The following is a 14,702-nucleotide window of genomic DNA, read 5'->3' as shown; positions in this document are numbered from 1 at the left end:
GAACTCACGGCCCGCTCCCAGCTTCGCGGGACCAAAAGGGGCGCGGCATCCGTTCTCCTCCTATGACGCCGCAGCCAGCGACGTCGATCCAGGAGGAATCGTGAGCAACGACTACCGCAAGACTCCCGAGGCGCTCAGCCGCCTCACCCCGACCCAGTACAGCGTCACGCAGGAGGACGGCACCGAGCCGCCCTTCCGCAACGAGTACTGGAACAACCACGAGCCCGGCATCTACGTCGACGTCGTCTCGGGCCAGCCGCTGTTCTCATCGACCGACAAGTACGACAGCGGAACCGGGTGGCCCAGCTTCACCAAGCCGATCGAGCCCGACGCCGTCGAGACCAAGAAGGACTGGAAGCTGCTCCTGCCGCGCACCGAGGTGCGCTCGTCGGGCGCCGGCAGCCATCTGGGCCATGTCTTCCCCGACGGCCCCCGTCAGGCGGGCGGCCTGAGATACTGCATGAACTCGGCCTCACTGCGCTTCGTACCCCTCTCCTCGCTCGAGGACGAGGGCTACGGCGCCTACCGACACCTCTTCACCACCGAGAACCAGGAGCACGCATCATGACCAGCGGTCCCTTCGACACCGGCGAGATCACCCGCACCCCCGGCACCGAGACGGCAGTACTCGCCGGCGGCTGTTTCTGGGGGATGGAGGACCTCATCCGCCGTCAGCCCGGCGTGCTCGGCACCCGTGTGGGCTACACCGGCGGCGAGAACGCGCACGCGACGTACCGCAAGCACCCGGGGCACGCGGAGGCCGTCGAGATCGTCTTCGATCCCACCAAGACGACGTACCGCGACATCCTGGCGTTCTTCTTCCAGATCCATGACCCGTCGACCCTGAACCGCCAGGGCAACGACATCGGCTCGAGCTACCGCTCGGCGATCTTCCCGCTCTCCCCCGAGCAGGAGGAGGTCGCGCGCGAGACCATCGCCGACGTCGACGCGTCGGGACTCTGGCCGGGCAAGGCCGTCACCACGATCGAGCCCGCCGGCCCGTTCTGGGAGGCCGAGCCGGAGCACCAGGACTATCTGCTGCGCATCCCCAACGGGTACACGTGCCACTTCCCGCGTGCCGGCTGGGTGCTGCCCAAGCGCGCGGACGCCACCGCGTGATGACGACGTCTCGAGGTTGAGCGGGCAGCTCACCGCGAGACGAGAACGGATGCCGCGACCCGTCGGGTCGCGGCATCCCTCTTTCTGCCGCTCCCCCCGGCCCACGACCGCCGCAGCCTGCCGCCGCGGGCGGTGTATCTGAGGCTCGCTCCGTCCTCTCTTCTCAGCATCGCCACGCGCGTGCGCGGCGCGAGCAGAGGAGTCGTGGTGGCTGACGCAGCGCAAGCCCCCTCGGGCACTCGATGGATCGGCGACACGTCGTGGGCGACGTGGCTGACCATCCAGGTGGCCCGCATCCCCAACACCGCGAGGTCGCGCGCCGCCGAGCGGGAGCGCGCCGCCGTCAAGGAGCCGGCGACCGGTCTGCTGCGCAGCGACGACGCCGACTTCCGTGCCGCAGCGCGCAAGGTCGCCGCGTCGGCGCCACGCCAGTTCGGGCGGCTCGACGAGGTGCTTCTGCGTGGTCGGTTCGTCCTGCGCGGCGACGACATCGCGACACTCGACGAACTGGTCCACGAGGCGGTGCGTATCGCAGCGCATGGTTTCGCCCGCCCCGGATCGTCGGCGTCGGACATCGCGGCGCTCGATGCCCGGCTCGTCTACGCGGAAGACTTCCTGAAGCGGCGCGAAGGCGAGATCGCCCGGCGCAGATATGCGCGGGGCCTCCTCAGCGGAGTGATCCTGACCTTCGTCGCCCTCGGAGTGATCGCCGGCGGCGGTGCGGCCGTGATCACGCTCTGGCGGGAAGGTCCCATCCCGCCGGAACAGGCCGACGCCTTGCGCGACGTCCTGGTCGCCGTCGGCGCGGGCGCCGCCGGAGCGTGCGTCAGCGTCCTGCTGCGCATGCACAAGCTGAACGATCTGCCGATCGAAGTCGCGGCCGGTGGGGCCGCGCGCTACCGCATCTTCCTCGGGTGGTTCTTCGCCGCCGCCGTCGTCTTCCTGCTCAAGAGCGGGATCCTGGCGGCCACGATGTTCGTCATTCCCGACGGCCGCGTCGAGAGCTGGTTCTTCTGGGGCTCGGTGGGCTTCCTGGCGGGGTTCAACGAGCGCTGGGCGACCAATCTCATCTCACGCAGTCCCCGCGACGGCGCCGAGACGCCTCCGGCCACCGGAAAGGCCCCGGGTGCGGCGACGCCCCCGGCGGGCGGGTCTGCGGGCGGCCACGAGACCTAGGCCGCAGCCCATCGCGCTCCGCTCCACAGTTCCTCACCGACGCGTCGCCGGCGCACAGACGGCCGTGCTACGCTGGAACGCCCGATCGGGCTGTTTTGTCGACATCCTCTGCCATCAACGAGGAATGCAGAGCTTCCGACGTCCACCGCCGAGTGCGGTTTCACTCCCATCGATTTCCGTGCCTCTTCCGCCCCGCGGACGCGCACCTTCTGAAAGAACTTTTGACCTCCGTCACTTCCACCGCAGCACCGGCACAACTCCTGCTCGACTGGCACCAGGCCGACGCCGACGTCTTCGTCGCGACCGCCGCCGGCGAGTACGCGGGATTCGTCGCTGTCGGCTCGCACGGTTTCGAGGCGCAGAGCGCCCTCGGCTCGCCCCTCGGCGTGCACTCGACGCACCCGCAGGCATCCGCCGCGGTCGCTGCGTCCTTCGCCTCGCACACCGTCTCCCCCGCGCCTCACGCGCGCCTCACACGTCCACTGCGCGCTCGCGCGAGTGGCACCCGCGGCCGTTCACACGGCCCACGAAAAAGAAGGAAAGACACGATGGCCACTGGCACCGTGAAATGGTTCAACTCCGAGAAGGGCTACGGCTTCATCGCCCCCGACGACGGTTCGGCCGACCTCTTCGCGCACTTCAGCGCGATCACCGGCGAGGGCTTCAAGGAGCTCCGCGAGGACCAGAAGGTCGAATTCGACGCCGAGCGTGGCCCGAAGGGCATGCAGGCCGCCAACATCCGGCCGCTTTGATCTGTCGTCAGCCGGGGCCGATCACTTCGGCCCCGGCTGACTGCCGACAGTCTTCCTGCCCTCACCCGGCCGGATCGGCAGGCTGCGCCTGCTCGACCGGCTGACGCAGGATCGTCCGCTGCCGCTCGGGAGCCGAGCGCCGCGGATCAGTGAGGTAGATCTCGTGATGGAGCCCGCGCATGCGCAGGCCCGCCTCCGGGATGAACCGGCTGTGCATCTCGTCGAGCACCGGCGCCTCGTCGTCGTACGAGCCCACATGGAGCGTCTGCACGCATGTGCCCTCCGCCAGCTCCGTCATCCGCAGCCGATCGATGGCCGTTGAGCCGCCCTTCGCGGCCGCTGCGTCCCGCGCCCGCTCGAAATGGGCGGTGTCGATCCATTCCGGGACGAGGCTCATCATCGTCCAGCTCCAGCGCGACTTGTCGCGCTGGTTCGTGAACGCCGCCATGTCGTCGGACCACCACAGTCCTTCGAGCGGCATCACGACGTAGTCCCGACCAAGCTCGGTCTTGCTCAAGAACTTCAGCGTGTAGGCGACCGAGAAGATCGCCGCGACCGCGTCCCGGTACGCCTCCGCCGTGTTCGGATCTCCGTGACCGTCGACCATGAGGTATCCCATCACGGGCACGTCGACGATCTCGAACGCCCCCCGCCGAGCCTTGTATGCGGCGATCGACTTCTTGAGATCGACCTTGCTCACGACCGGCCGCCGGCTGACGCCTCCGACCCGCCGCTCGACGACTCCGACTTGCGTCCGCCGGCCTCGAGCACGTCGCCCGCGGGCAGCTCCTGGTGGCCGCCGAACTGCAGCCGCATGGCCGAGAGCACCTGGTTGGCGAACTGGTCCTCGCCGCGCGACGCGAAGCGTTCGAAGAGGGATGCTGCGAGCACCGGCGCCGGAACCCCCGTGTCGACGGCGGCCTTCACGGTCCAGCGCCCCTCGCCCGAGTCCGACACGCGACCCGCCAGCCCTTCAAGCGTCGGGTTGCCCTGCAGCGCGGCGGCGGTCAGGTCGAGCAGCCACGACGAGATCACGGATCCGCGCCGCCACAGCTCGGCGACCTTGGGGGTGTCGATCGTGAACTGATAGAACTCCGGCTCCTCGAGCGGGGCGACCTCGGCCGAGTGCTCCGCCTCCTGGATCCCGGCATCCGCGTGCTCGAGGATGTTCAGGCCCTCCGCGAGCGCCGCCATGACCCCGTACTCGATGCCGTTGTGGACCATCTTCACGAAGTGTCCCGCACCGGAGGGCCCGCAGTGCAGGTAGCCGAGCTCTTCGGGCGCGAAGTCACCGGCGCGCCCGGGCGTGCGTCCGACCTCACCGCTGCCGGGAGCGATCGTCCGCAGGACCGGCTCGATCCGCTGGAACGCCTCGTCGGGCCCGCCCACCATGAGGCAGTACCCGCGCTCGAGGCCGAAGACCCCGCCGCTCGTTCCCACGTCGACGTAGTGGATGCCGTTGTCTTTCAACGCCGCCGCCCGACGGACGTCGTCGCGATAGTTGGAGTTGCCGCCGTCGATGATGATGTCGCCGGGTTCGAGCAGCGCGGCCACCTCGTCGACGACTCTGCCGGTCAGTCCCGCGGGGATCATCAGCCAGATCGCCCGCGGCGCCTCGAGCTGCGATACGAGCTCGCTGAGGTCGCCGGCACCGACGGCGCCCTCCGTCACCAGGCCGGCGACGGCATCCGTGCTCACGTCGTAGACCACGCACTCGTGGCCGTCCCGCATCAGCCGCCGCACGATGTTGCCGCCCATCCGGCCGAGGCCCACCATTCCCAGCTGCATCTTCGTTCCTCCGCTCGTCTGTCGGTTCGGCGCTCGGCCGCCCCTCCTCGCAGTCTAAGGAGCAGCGGCGACGGATCGACCGTCGAGTGCTGCCGGCCACGCGAGGAACGGATGCCGCGACCGCCGCGCCTGTCTCATGTCGCGCCGCTCGAGTGCGGCGCCGGCCGAGCCGGTCAGGGCGTCGGCGAACCGCCGGTCACGGCGAGCGTCTCACCGGCGACGTAGCTCGACTCCGCGGACGCGAGGAACACGTAGGCAGGAGCCAGCTCCGCCGGCTGACCGGCGCGGCCCATTGGCGTCTGCTCGCCGAAGCTCTCGATCTTCTCCTGTGGCTGTCCGTCCGTGACCTGCAGCGGGGTCCAGATGGGTCCGGGTGCGACGGCGTTCACGCGGATCCCCTTCGGAGCGAGCTGCTGCGCCAGCGCCTTGGTGAAGGCGTTGATCGTCGCCTTCGTCGACGCGTAGTCGACGAGGATCTCGGAGGGCTGGTAGGCCTGGATGGAGGTGGTGTTGATGATGGTGGAGCCGGGCGTCAGGTGCGGGAGTGCGGCCTTGGTGATCCAGAACATCGCGTAGACGTTCGTCTTGAACGTGTCGTCGAACTGCTGGTCGTCGAGGGTCGTCAGGTCTTCGTTGAAGATCTGCTTCCCGCCGTTGTTCACGACGATGTCGAGGCCGCCGAGCCCGTCGACGGCCCGGTCGACGAGATCGCGGCAGTACTCCGGATCGCGCAGATCGCCGGGCAGCGTCAGCGCCGTGACGCCGGCATCCTGGATGAGACCGGCGATGCGCTGCGCGTCCTTCTCCTCCTCGGGCAGATACGACATCGCCACGTCGGCGCCCTCCCGGGCGAACGCGATGGCGGTCGCCGCGCCGATGCCGGAGTCGGCGCCGGTGATGAGCGCCTTGCGACCGGCGAGGCGACCCGATCCGCGATAGGTCTTCTCGCCCAGATCGGCTGTGGGCTCGAGCTCGGCATCGAGACCGGGCTCCGGCTGATGCTGCTTCTTCGGATCGAAGCCGGCATACATCTCAGCGGGATTGGTGAACGTGTACTGGTCGCGCTTGTCGGTAGCCATGCCGTCACGGTACGTAGAGCCCGGCGCGCACGTCCCGGGGTTGCGCGTACGCGGAAGATTCGTTAGGCGGGGTCGCGGCATCCGACCAGGGCGGAGGCCGACCCTGAATCAGTCGTGCGGGCCGCGCCCGCCGGAGAACCCGGCGAACAGCGCATGCAGCAGCGGCAGGAGGGAGGCGATCATCAGGACGGTGCCGATCGTGAGGTCCTCCGCACGCAGCACCGAACCGCTGATCAGCAGCCCCGCGAACAGCACGGCCGAGACCACGCGGCGGCCCATCCGCTCGAGTCGCTTCAGCCACCTGTCGAGCTTCGGCACGTCGGCGACGAGCCGCCCGTCCTCGATGCGCGTGACCATGTCGTCAAGCCGTCGCGGCAGCCGTGCGACCACACCGGCCATCGACGTCGCCTCCCGCACGACGGCTCTTCCCACGTTGCCCCGCTCGTCCCGCAGGAGGCGATCGGCATAGGGCTCGACGGCATCCCACACGTTGAAGGACGGGTCGAGGGAACTGCACATCCCGCTCGTCAGTGACACCGCGCGGATGATCAGCAGGAAGTTCTCCGGCAGCTGGAACGGCAGCGACCGGACGACGTCGCCGAACTCCTTGGCGAAGTCCCGGAACTCGCGCGGGTCGACCTTCTGCAGCTCGGCGAAGCCCATCCCCCCGAACCGGGCGAACAGCGCGGTCATGGCCCGCTCGAGTTCGATGGTGTCGGCGGAGGGCAGCAGCACGCCGACCGCACGGATGCTGTCGATCATCTGCCCGGTGTTGCGTGACGCGACCGCGATCACCAGCTGCTGGAGACTGTGCCGCAGCGTGTCGGGAACCTCGCCCATCATCCCGAAGTCGATGAAGGTGAGCGTCCACGGGTGACGGGTGTCGCCGGCGGGACGGACGACCGGAGTGACGAAGATGTTGCCCGGGTGCGGGTCGGCGTGGAAGAAGCCCCGCTGGAACAGCTGATCGAACATCACATCGGCGAATTCCACTGCGACCGCGGCGGGATCGATTCCCGCGGCCCGCAGCCCCTCGATGTCGTTGATCTTGATCGCGGTGACGTCCTGGAGTGTGAGGACGCGGCGCGTGGTGCGCTCCCAGGCGATCTCGGGGGCGGCGACGCGTGCGTCGCCGGCGACGTCGGCCGCGAACCGTTCGGCGTTCTGCGCTTCGTGGAGATAGTCGATCTCCTCGCGACTCGTGTGCGCGAACTCCTCGACCAGCTGCGGCAGATCCACGTGGTCGCGCACGATCTTCACCCGGCTGAGCCAGCCGGCCACGCGCCGGAGCGCCGCGAGGTCGACGTCGACGATCGCCTCGATGCCGGGCCGCTGCACCTTGATGACGACGTCGGCGAACCCGGTCTCGAGCGCGTCGGCGGGCGTCAGCCGTGCGCGGTGCGCCTGACCGAGGGATGCCGCGGCGACGGGTGTCTCATCCACCCACTCGAACGCACGGCTCAGCGGCACCCCGAGCTCGATCTCGGCGAGCTCGCGGATGGCCGGGAACGCGACAGGGGGCACCTCGTCCTGAAGGCCCTCGAGTTCCTTCGTGATCTCGGGCGGCAGCACGTCGAGGCGCGACGACAGGAACTGGCCGACCTTGATCATGAGGCCGCCGTACTGGACCGCGAGGACGTGGAAGCGGCGCGCGATGGTGCGCAGTCGGCGCGTGCGTCCGCGGGCGGCGAGTGCACCCAGCCCGAACCGCGGCAGGACCAACTCGAACCACCACGCCTGAACCATGTAGCGCCCGGCGAACCTCAGGATCCGGCGATAGCGGGCGCGCGGATTCGCGACGTCGGCCATCGAAGCTCCTCGGCGGTGCGGATCGGGTGATCAGGGATGTCTGCGATCCGTGCGCGCCGGTAGACGTCGTGCGCCGGCGCCCGGCCGGCCCGTCAGTCCTGGGCGAGGATCGAGTAGAGCTTACGCCGCGCCTCGTCGAGCACCTCGACGGCCTGCGCCACCTGCTCGGGCGTGCCGCCGCGTCCGACCTGAGCGGCCGCCTGCGCGAGCTTCGCACCCGCCTTCGGCAGTGCGCTGGTGCGCCCCGTGTCGCGGGCGCCGAAGGCCTCCCAGGGAGCGGACTGTCCGTCGGCGGCTGCCGCCTCGGCGCGGCCCGCCTCGGTGAGCGAGTACGTCTTCTTGCCGTTCGACTCCTCCGCCGCCACCAGACCCTCGTCGGCGAGGAGCTGCAGCGTCGGATAGACCGATCCGGGGCTGGGCTTCCACCCGCCGTCGCTGCGCGCCTCGATCTCCTGGATGATCTGGTAGCCGTGCATGGGCTTCTCGGCGAGGATCGCGAGCACCGCGGCCCGCACGTCGCCGCGCCCGACGCGCGGCGAGAACCCGCGCTCGAAGGCATCCTTCAACTGGTCCATGGCATCCCACAGGCTGCCGGGCAGACCCGAGCCCTGACCTCCTGGACGGGAACCGAATCCGGGGAACGAACCGCTCATGACGACCTCCTGAACGAGTGTGTGCCGATATGCCGACGATACCTAGCGATATATCGTTCAGCAAGGGAGCAGGCTGGGCGTTCGCTGTCAGATCGGTCGAGGATGCGGTGGCCGCGTGACGCACGGCCGGGCACGTCACCACCCCAGTGAGCCTGGCTCGCCCTTGAACGGCCCCACGATCTCGGGCGTGATCCATCCGCCGTAGAACCGCCCCGGCTGGGGAACGACCTCGACGCCGTCGACCGTGCACAGGTCCATATCGCCCGCATAGACGGCCACGCGGCGGGCGAGTGACTCGAACCCGGCGGTAGGGCGAGGGTAGGTCCACGCGGCGCGCGGACGCACCTGTCCCCCGCCGCAGACGTCGAAGTACGTGGCGCCGCCCTTGAACTCGCAGTACGACGATCCCTCACCCGGCGTCAGCGCGCCGGCGGCGAACGCGGCGATCGGCAGGTAGTAGACCGGCGGGTGGCTGGTCTCGAGCACGCGCACGACGTCGTCGGTGTCGACGATCACTTCATCGCCCAGTCGGATCCGCACGCGCCGCGCGACCCTCTCCACCCGCGGCGGTCGCGGGTAGTCCCAGACGGATTCTTGACCGGGACCGACCGGTGATGGCTCGGGCCGCATACGCCACCTCCTGAGGAGCAAGGGTTGGGCGGCAAGGGTACCTCTCGCGACGACCACCCACCTGCGAGCGACCCTGTCAAGGCCTCGCGGGGAACCTCGCGCGTTCCGTACCGTGCCGAACGACGCGAAAGGAATCGACATGCTCCGCGCACTCGCACTGAACTGCACCCTCAAGCCCTCCCCCGACGCCTCCAGCGGCGAACTGCTCGCGCAGCAGGTGCTCGACGCGCTGGCCGAGCACGACGTCACCGGCGAACAGGTCCGGGTGGTCGACTTCGACGTGCGGCCGGGCGTACAGGCCGACATGGGCGACGGCGACCAGTGGCCGCGCATCCGCGAGAAGGTGCTGGCCAGCGACATCCTCGTCTTCGCCACGCCGACGTGGATGGGGCACTTGTCGAGCGTCGCGCAGCGCGTGCTCGAGCGCCTCGACGCCGAGCTGTCGGAGACCGACGACGAAGGGCGCGCGATTCTCGCAGGCAAGGTCGCGGTGACGGTGGTCGTCGGCAACGAGGACGGCGCGCACGCGATCACCGCCGACCTCTACCAGGCTCTCGGCGACGTGGGGTTCACGATCCCCTCGCAGGGCGGGGTGTACTGGAACGGCGAGGCGATGCAGACGACCGACTACAAGGACCTGCCCCAGACGCCCGAGAAGGTCGCGTCGACGACGGCGACCCTCGCCCGGAACGCCGCGCATCTCGCGAAGCTCCTCAAGGAGCGCCCGTACCCGGCGCCGCCGCAGTGACGCGGCACTGACGGCACCCCCTGACGCCGGACGGCGCGCTGCGCTCGGTCAGCGCCCGTACTCCTCCAGCCAGCGCAGCCACACCTCGCTCATCGTCGGGTACGACGGCACCGCGTGCCAGAGGCGCTCGATCGGCACCTCGCCGACGATGGCGATCGTCGCCGCGTGGAGCATCTCGCCCACGTCCTGCCCGACGAACGTCACGCCCACGAGCACGCGCCGCTTGTCGTCGACGATCGCCCGGGCGCGTCCCCGGTAGTCGTCGGCCAGCTCGCTGGAGCCCGCCAGCCACGAGAGGTCGTAGTCGATGACACGGATGTCGAGGCCCGCCGCCCGCGCCGACTCCTCGGTGTGGCCGACGGCGGCCACCTCCGGATCCGTGAAGACCACCTGCGGCACGGCGGCATGGTCGGCGGTCGCGACGTGCGCACCCCAGGGTGCGTCGTCGATGTCCGCGGCCCGTGCACGTGCGGCGATGACATCGCCCGCGGCGCGCGCCTGGTACTTGCCCTGGTGCGTAAGCAGCGCGCGGTGGTTGACGTCGCCGACGGCGTAGAGCCAGTCCACTCCGCGGACGCGCAGCGTGTCGTCCACGTCGAGCCAGGAACCCGGCTGGAGTCCCACCACCTCGAGCCCGATGTCGGAGGTGCGCGGCATGCGCCCCGTGGCGACGAGCACCTCCGCCGCCCGCACCTCGGAGCCGTCCGACAGCGACAGCACGACCTCGCCGTTCCCGCCGCTGTCACGCGAGACCTTCTCGACCTCCACGCCGGTGCGCACCTCGGCCCCGGCATCGGTCAGCGCCTTCGAGACCGCCTCGCCGGCGAACGGCTCGACGCCGCGCAACAGGGCAGACCGGGCGATCACGGTGACCGTCGTGCCGAAGGAGGTGAAGAGCGTCGCCATCTCGCTGCCGACGACGCCTCCGCCGAGCACGGCCAGCGACGACGGAACGTCGCGCACGCCCGTGGCTTCCCGACTGGTCCACGGCTGCGCCTCCCGCAGACCGGGGATGTCGGGCAGCAGGGCCGCCGATCCCGTCGAGATGGCGACCGCATGACGGGCGGACAAGACCGTCTCTCCGCCATCGGCGTCGGTCACGGTGACCTCCCGCTCGCCTGTGAGCCGCCCACGCCCGCGCACCAGATCGATGCCCGCGCCGTGCAGCCAGTCGACCTGCGAGCTGTCGTCCCAGTGGTGCACGAGCTCGTCACGGCGTACCAGGGTGGCGGCGACATCGACGGTGCCCGTCACCGCGGCGGCTGCCCCCTTCACGCGGCGGGCTGCGTTCAGAGCCGCACCGGGACGCAGCATCGCCTTCGAGGGGATGCATGCCCAGTACGAGCATTCGCCGCCCACGAGCTCGCTCTCGACGACGACGACCGACAGGCCGCCCTGCGTCGCCCGGTCGGCGACGTTCTCGCCGACGGGGCCGGCTCCGATGACGATGAGGTCGTACTCCCGAGAAGTCATGCGCCCCAACGTAGCCGCGTCCCGCGACACAGGCGACACGGATGCCCGCGCGCGGCGGGCGATGAGCATAGCGGAGTTCGCGGCATCCGTCGCGTCCGTCATCATGTCGGCGGCGTGTGGTTATGTGGGAGCCCCGGCCGAAAGGGCAGCATGGCGATCGAATTCCGCGGGGTCTCGAAGCGTTATCCGGATGGCACCGTCGCCGTCGACGACTTCAGCGTGCTCATCCCCGCGCACAAGACCACCGTCCTCGTCGGCTCGTCGGGCAGCGGCAAGACCACATTGCTGCGCATGATCAACCGCCTCGTCGAGCCCACGGGAGGCGTCATCACGATCGATGACGAGCCGATCTCGGGCCTCGACCCGGTGGCGCTGCGCCGGGGCATCGGCTACGTCCTGCAGAACGCGGGACTCCTCCCCCACTTCTCGGTCGTCGACAACATCGCGACAGTTCCGGTCCTGAGCGGCGTCTCTCGCGCGAAGGCGCGCGCCGACGCGCTCGAGCTGATGGACGTCGTCGGGCTCGAGCGCGGGCTGGCGAAGCGCTACCCGAGCCAGCTCTCGGGCGGCCAGCAGCAGCGCGTGGGCGTGGCGCGGGCTCTCGCGGTCGACCCCAACATCCTGCTGATGGACGAGCCGTTCGGCGCCGTCGATCCGATCGTGCGCAGAGAGCTGCAGACCGAGACGCTGCGGCTGCAGGGCGAGCTCGACAAGACGATCGTCTTCGTGACCCACGACATCGACGAGGCGTTCCTGCTGGGCGACCAGGTGGTGATCCTCGAGAAGGGCGCGCGCGTCGCCCAGATCGGCAGTCCGAGCGAGATCATCGAGAACCCCGCGAGCGACTTCGTCGCCGACTTCATCGGGGTGGAGCGCGGCGCTCGGGCGCTGCGCGCCAAGCAGACGGCGCACGGCACGGTTCTCGTGGACTCGGCCGGCCGCACGCAGGGCGTCCTCGTGAAGGATGAGCCGTGAACTGGGTTCTCGACAACCTCGACCTGATCGGCGCGCTCACGGTCGACCACCTGCGCCAGAGTGCCGTGGCGATCGTGGCGGGGTTCGTGCTGTCGATCCCGCTCGGGTGGCTGGCGTTCCGCTACACGAAGCTCCGCGGCACCGTGCTGACCGTGGTGGGTCTCCTGTACACCATCCCCTCCTTCGCCCTGTTCGCTCTGCTGTCGCTGTTCGGCGTGCCCTACCTGTCGGAGTTGAACCTCGTCATCGCATTGACGATCTACGCCGTCGCGATCATGACGCGCTCGGTGACCGACGGGCTCGCGTCCGTCGACCCCGTGACCAGGTCCGCCGCGGTCGCCGTCGGTTTCGGCGCCTGGCGGAGGTTCTGGACCGTCGACTTCCCGCTCGCCGGCCCCGTCGTGCTCGCGGGACTGCGCGTGACCGCGATGTCGACGATCTCCCTCGCCACCGTGGGCGCCCTCATCGGCGTCGAGAACCTGGGCTACCTCTTCACGAACGGTTCGCAGCGCCGCATCGTCGCCGAAGTCTTCGCGGGCGTCGTGGCCGTCGTGGTGATCGCCGTGGTGATCGACGGGCTGCTCATGCTGGCCGGCCGGGCGCTCATGCCGTGGACGCGCCGTACTGCTCCGCCGCGGGCGGCCCGGCTCCGGGCGGTGGCGGCGTGAACGTCCTCGCCGAGGCATTCGCCTGGATCTTCTCGCCCGCCCGGCTGACGGGCTCGCTGCCCCTGCCGACGGCCATCGCCCAGCACCTTGCGTTCACCTTCGGCTCCGTGGCCATCGCCGCGGTCATCGCGATCCCGATCGGCTGGCTGATTGGACACACCGGCAGAGGCCGGGAACTCGCCGTGTTCCTCTCGGGGGCTGCCCGGGCCCTTCCCGCCCTCGGGCTCATCGTGCTGCTGGGTCTGCTGCTCGGCGTGGCGTTCAAGACGGAGGCCGCCGTGGCCACCTTCGTGGTGCTCGCCATCCCTTCGGTGCTCGCCGGCGCGTACGCCGGCATCGAGGCGATCGACCGGACGGTGATCGACGCCGGGCGCGCGATGGGAATGACCCAGTGGCAGATCCTGTTCCGGATCGAGATGCCACTCGGACTCTCGCTCCTCATCGGCGGACTTCGGTCCGCGACGCTGCAGGTGGTCGCCACGGTGACCATCGGCGCCTACATCGGTGTGGGCGGGCTCGGCTACTACATCCTGCAGGGCATCGCGCTGCGCGACTTCCCCGAGATCCTCGGAGCCTCCATCGTCGTGGTCGCCCTCGCTCTCGTGCTCGACGGGCTCTTCGCCCTGCTCGCCCGCTTCGCCGTCCCGCGGACGGAGGGCCCCCGCATCCGTCCGGCGGCGAGCGCACCCGCTCTCGCCCGCGCCCCGCAGTTCTCCCGCTGATATCCCCACCCACCACACCGGAGGTAACGAAATGTCCACAGCACGCACGCGCCTGACCGCGGCGCTCGCGGGGACCGCGATCGCGGCGCTCGCTCTCGCCGGCTGCGCTTCCAGCGACCCGCTGAGCGGCGACAGCACCGACGGCGGCGACACCGGCGACTCGTCGACGATCGTCATCGGCTCGCAGGCCTACTACTCCAACGAGATCATCGCCGAGATCTACGCGCAGGCCCTCGAGGCCGGCGGCTTCACGGTCGAGCGCAACTTCAACATCGGCCAGCGGGATGCCTACATGCCGGCTCTCGAGGACGGCGAGATCGACCTGTTCCCCGAGTACACCGGCAACCTGCTGCAGTACTTCGAGCCCGACACGACGGCGACCACGTCGGACGACGTCTACGCGGCGCTCCAGGAGGCGCTGCCCGACGGGTTGACGGTGCTCGACCAGTCGTCGGCGACCGACCAGGACTCCTACAACGTCACCGCCGCGTTCGCCGAGGAGAACGGCCTCACCTCGATCGCCGACCTCGCGGGCATCGACGGCCTGGTGCTGGGCGGCGCGCCCGAACTGGAGGAGCGCCCGTACGGCCCGAGCGGGCTCGAAGATGTCTATGGCGTGACGGTGTCGTTCCAGGCCACCGCCGACACCACCGTCGACGAGCTGGTCGCCGGCAACATCCAGATCGCCAACGTGTACAGCGCGGACCCGCGCATCAAGACGGAGGACCTGGTGACGCTGGAAGACCCGAAGGGGCTCTTCCTGGCGTCGAATGTCGTGCCGGTCGTGAACGCGGACATCGCCGATGAGATCGCCGACGTCATCAACGCGGTGAGCGCCGCCTTGACCCCCGAGGGTCTCGTGGCGCTCAACGTCGAATCGACGGAGGACGAGCGCTCACCCGAGGACATCGCCGCGGACTGGCTCGCCGACAACGGCCTGAACTGACCGTCGCGCCGACCGACAGACGGCGCCTCCCGCTCTGCCCCTGCGGCATGACGGGAGGCGCCGTCTTCTTTCGCCCGGTGCGCGTGAGAACGCGGAACCACCCGGTCTTTTCGCTAGGTTGGGGCAGACGCAGGAGAACAGGAGCCCCATGTCCGACCCCCTCC

16 protein-coding genes are annotated in these 14,702 nt (G+C 69.8%); 9 read left to right on the top strand and 7 right to left on the bottom strand.

Annotated features, from left to right (window positions below; all coding sequences use genetic code 11):
* Positions 1-100: 100 nt before the first annotated feature.
* From msrB to ACI3KY_RS03290, 4 genes are all read left to right on the top strand, one after another.
* Positions 101-568: a peptide-methionine (R)-S-oxide reductase MsrB gene (gene msrB / locus ACI3KY_RS03305; RefSeq protein WP_404928776.1), complete on the top strand. Its 468-nt coding sequence runs from the start codon at positions 101-103 to the stop codon at positions 566-568.
* Positions 565-1,119: a peptide-methionine (S)-S-oxide reductase MsrA gene (msrA, locus tag ACI3KY_RS03300; RefSeq protein ID WP_331911051.1), complete on the top strand. Its 555-nt coding sequence runs from the start codon at positions 565-567 to the stop codon at positions 1,117-1,119. The genes msrB and msrA overlap by 4 nt, the downstream gene beginning before the upstream one ends.
* Positions 1,120-1,326: 207 nt before the next feature.
* Positions 1,327-2,295 (top strand): hypothetical protein, encoded by a 969-nt coding sequence (locus ACI3KY_RS03295; protein WP_404928775.1) that lies wholly within the window; start codon positions 1,327-1,329, stop codon positions 2,293-2,295.
* A 548-nt stretch (positions 2,296-2,843) separates the two neighbouring features.
* A complete protein-coding gene (locus tag ACI3KY_RS03290; protein WP_026059428.1) occupies positions 2,844-3,047 on the top strand; it encodes a cold-shock protein in 204 nt (67 codons plus the stop codon).
* A 61-nt stretch (positions 3,048-3,108) separates the two neighbouring features.
* On the opposite strand, the gene ACI3KY_RS03285 is transcribed toward ACI3KY_RS03290, so the two are convergent.
* The 6 genes from ACI3KY_RS03285 to ACI3KY_RS03260 form a co-directional block, all read right to left on the bottom strand.
* Positions 3,109-3,747, bottom strand: coding sequence for a GyrI-like domain-containing protein (locus ACI3KY_RS03285; protein WP_404928774.1), 639 nt, complete (start codon positions 3,745-3,747; stop codon positions 3,109-3,111).
* Positions 3,744-4,835, bottom strand: coding sequence for a phosphogluconate dehydrogenase (NAD(+)-dependent, decarboxylating) (gene gnd, locus ACI3KY_RS03280; protein WP_404928773.1), 1,092 nt, complete (start codon positions 4,833-4,835; stop codon positions 3,744-3,746). The genes ACI3KY_RS03285 and gnd overlap by 4 nt, the downstream gene beginning before the upstream one ends.
* A 173-nt stretch (positions 4,836-5,008) precedes the next feature.
* Positions 5,009-5,914 carry an SDR family oxidoreductase gene (locus ACI3KY_RS03275; RefSeq protein ID WP_404928772.1) on the bottom strand — a complete coding sequence of 302 codons (906 nt, stop codon included), beginning with the start codon at positions 5,912-5,914 and terminating at the stop codon, positions 5,009-5,011.
* A 108-nt stretch (positions 5,915-6,022) separates the two neighbouring features.
* Positions 6,023-7,723: an ABC1 kinase family protein gene (locus ACI3KY_RS03270; RefSeq protein ID WP_404928771.1), complete on the bottom strand. Its 1,701-nt coding sequence runs from the start codon at positions 7,721-7,723 to the stop codon at positions 6,023-6,025.
* A gap of 92 nt (positions 7,724-7,815) precedes the next feature.
* Positions 7,816-8,376, bottom strand: a complete 561-nt coding sequence (locus tag ACI3KY_RS03265; RefSeq protein WP_404928770.1) for a PadR family transcriptional regulator — start codon at positions 8,374-8,376, stop codon at positions 7,816-7,818.
* Between the two features lie 135 nt (positions 8,377-8,511).
* The gene (locus tag ACI3KY_RS03260; RefSeq protein ID WP_404928769.1) at positions 8,512-9,006 is read right to left on the bottom strand and encodes a DUF427 domain-containing protein; all 495 of its coding nucleotides are present in this window, start codon (positions 9,004-9,006) and stop codon (positions 8,512-8,514) included.
* A 139-nt stretch (positions 9,007-9,145) separates the two neighbouring features.
* On the opposite strand from ACI3KY_RS03260, the gene ACI3KY_RS03255 reads away from it, so the two are divergent.
* Positions 9,146-9,754: a flavodoxin family protein gene (locus ACI3KY_RS03255; protein ID WP_404928768.1), complete on the top strand. Its 609-nt coding sequence runs from the start codon at positions 9,146-9,148 to the stop codon at positions 9,752-9,754.
* A 48-nt stretch (positions 9,755-9,802) separates the two neighbouring features.
* Here the strand turns inward: ACI3KY_RS03255 and ACI3KY_RS03250 are convergent, their stop codons facing one another.
* Positions 9,803-11,227: a dihydrolipoyl dehydrogenase family protein gene (locus ACI3KY_RS03250; RefSeq protein ID WP_404928767.1), complete on the bottom strand. Its 1,425-nt coding sequence runs from the start codon at positions 11,225-11,227 to the stop codon at positions 9,803-9,805.
* A 150-nt stretch (positions 11,228-11,377) separates the two neighbouring features.
* Between ACI3KY_RS03250 and ACI3KY_RS03245 the strand changes: the two genes are divergently transcribed.
* Genes ACI3KY_RS03245 through ACI3KY_RS03230 form a run of 4 tightly spaced genes read left to right on the top strand, consistent with a single transcriptional unit; the run spans position 11,378 to position 14,538 of the window.
* Positions 11,378-12,202 (top strand): ABC transporter ATP-binding protein, encoded by an 825-nt coding sequence (locus ACI3KY_RS03245; protein ID WP_404928766.1) that lies wholly within the window; start codon positions 11,378-11,380, stop codon positions 12,200-12,202.
* On the top strand, positions 12,199-12,870 hold the full coding sequence (locus tag ACI3KY_RS03240; protein ID WP_404928765.1) for an ABC transporter permease: 672 nt from the start codon (positions 12,199-12,201) through the stop codon (positions 12,868-12,870). The genes ACI3KY_RS03245 and ACI3KY_RS03240 overlap by 4 nt, the downstream gene beginning before the upstream one ends.
* The gene (locus ACI3KY_RS03235) at positions 12,867-13,592 is read left to right on the top strand and encodes an ABC transporter permease (RefSeq protein WP_404928764.1); all 726 of its coding nucleotides are present in this window, start codon (positions 12,867-12,869) and stop codon (positions 13,590-13,592) included. Before ACI3KY_RS03240 ends, ACI3KY_RS03235 begins: the two co-directional genes overlap by 4 nt.
* 31 nt (positions 13,593-13,623) lie before the next feature.
* A complete protein-coding gene (locus tag ACI3KY_RS03230) occupies positions 13,624-14,538 on the top strand; it encodes an ABC transporter substrate-binding protein (protein ID WP_404928763.1) in 915 nt (304 codons plus the stop codon).
* Positions 14,539-14,702 lie beyond the last annotated feature (164 nt).

The sequence above is a fragment of the Microbacterium sp. ZW T2_14 genome (assembly GCF_044987405.1).
Lineage (GTDB): Bacteria > Actinomycetota > Actinomycetes > Actinomycetales > Microbacteriaceae > Microbacterium.
The sequence above is the reverse complement of the archived record's forward strand: the minus strand, read 5'-3'. Positions and strand labels throughout refer to the sequence as shown.

Coding starts and splice junctions, on each gene's coding strand:
- ACI3KY_RS03290 (WP_026059428.1), top strand. CDS start 2,844: ATGGCCACTGGCACCGTGAAATGGTTCAACTCCGAGAAGGGCTACGGC.
- ACI3KY_RS03245 (WP_404928766.1), top strand. CDS start 11,378: ATGGCGATCGAATTCCGCGGGGTCTCGAAGCGTTATCCGGATGGCACC.
- ACI3KY_RS03230 (WP_404928763.1), top strand. CDS start 13,624: ATGTCCACAGCACGCACGCGCCTGACCGCGGCGCTCGCGGGGACCGCG.
- ACI3KY_RS03270 (WP_404928771.1), bottom strand. CDS start 7,723: ATGGCCGACGTCGCGAATCCGCGCGCCCGCTATCGCCGGATCCTGAGG.
- ACI3KY_RS03250 (WP_404928767.1), bottom strand. CDS start 11,227: ATGACTTCTCGGGAGTACGACCTCATCGTCATCGGAGCCGGCCCCGTC.
- ACI3KY_RS03265 (WP_404928770.1), bottom strand. CDS start 8,376: ATGAGCGGTTCGTTCCCCGGATTCGGTTCCCGTCCAGGAGGTCAGGGC.
- msrA (WP_331911051.1), top strand. CDS start 565: ATGACCAGCGGTCCCTTCGACACCGGCGAGATCACCCGCACCCCCGGC.
- gnd (WP_404928773.1), bottom strand. CDS start 4,835: ATGCAGCTGGGAATGGTGGGCCTCGGCCGGATGGGCGGCAACATCGTG.
- ACI3KY_RS03275 (WP_404928772.1), bottom strand. CDS start 5,914: ATGGCTACCGACAAGCGCGACCAGTACACGTTCACCAATCCCGCTGAG.
- ACI3KY_RS03260 (WP_404928769.1), bottom strand. CDS start 9,006: ATGCGGCCCGAGCCATCACCGGTCGGTCCCGGTCAAGAATCCGTCTGG.
- ACI3KY_RS03255 (WP_404928768.1), top strand. CDS start 9,146: ATGCTCCGCGCACTCGCACTGAACTGCACCCTCAAGCCCTCCCCCGAC.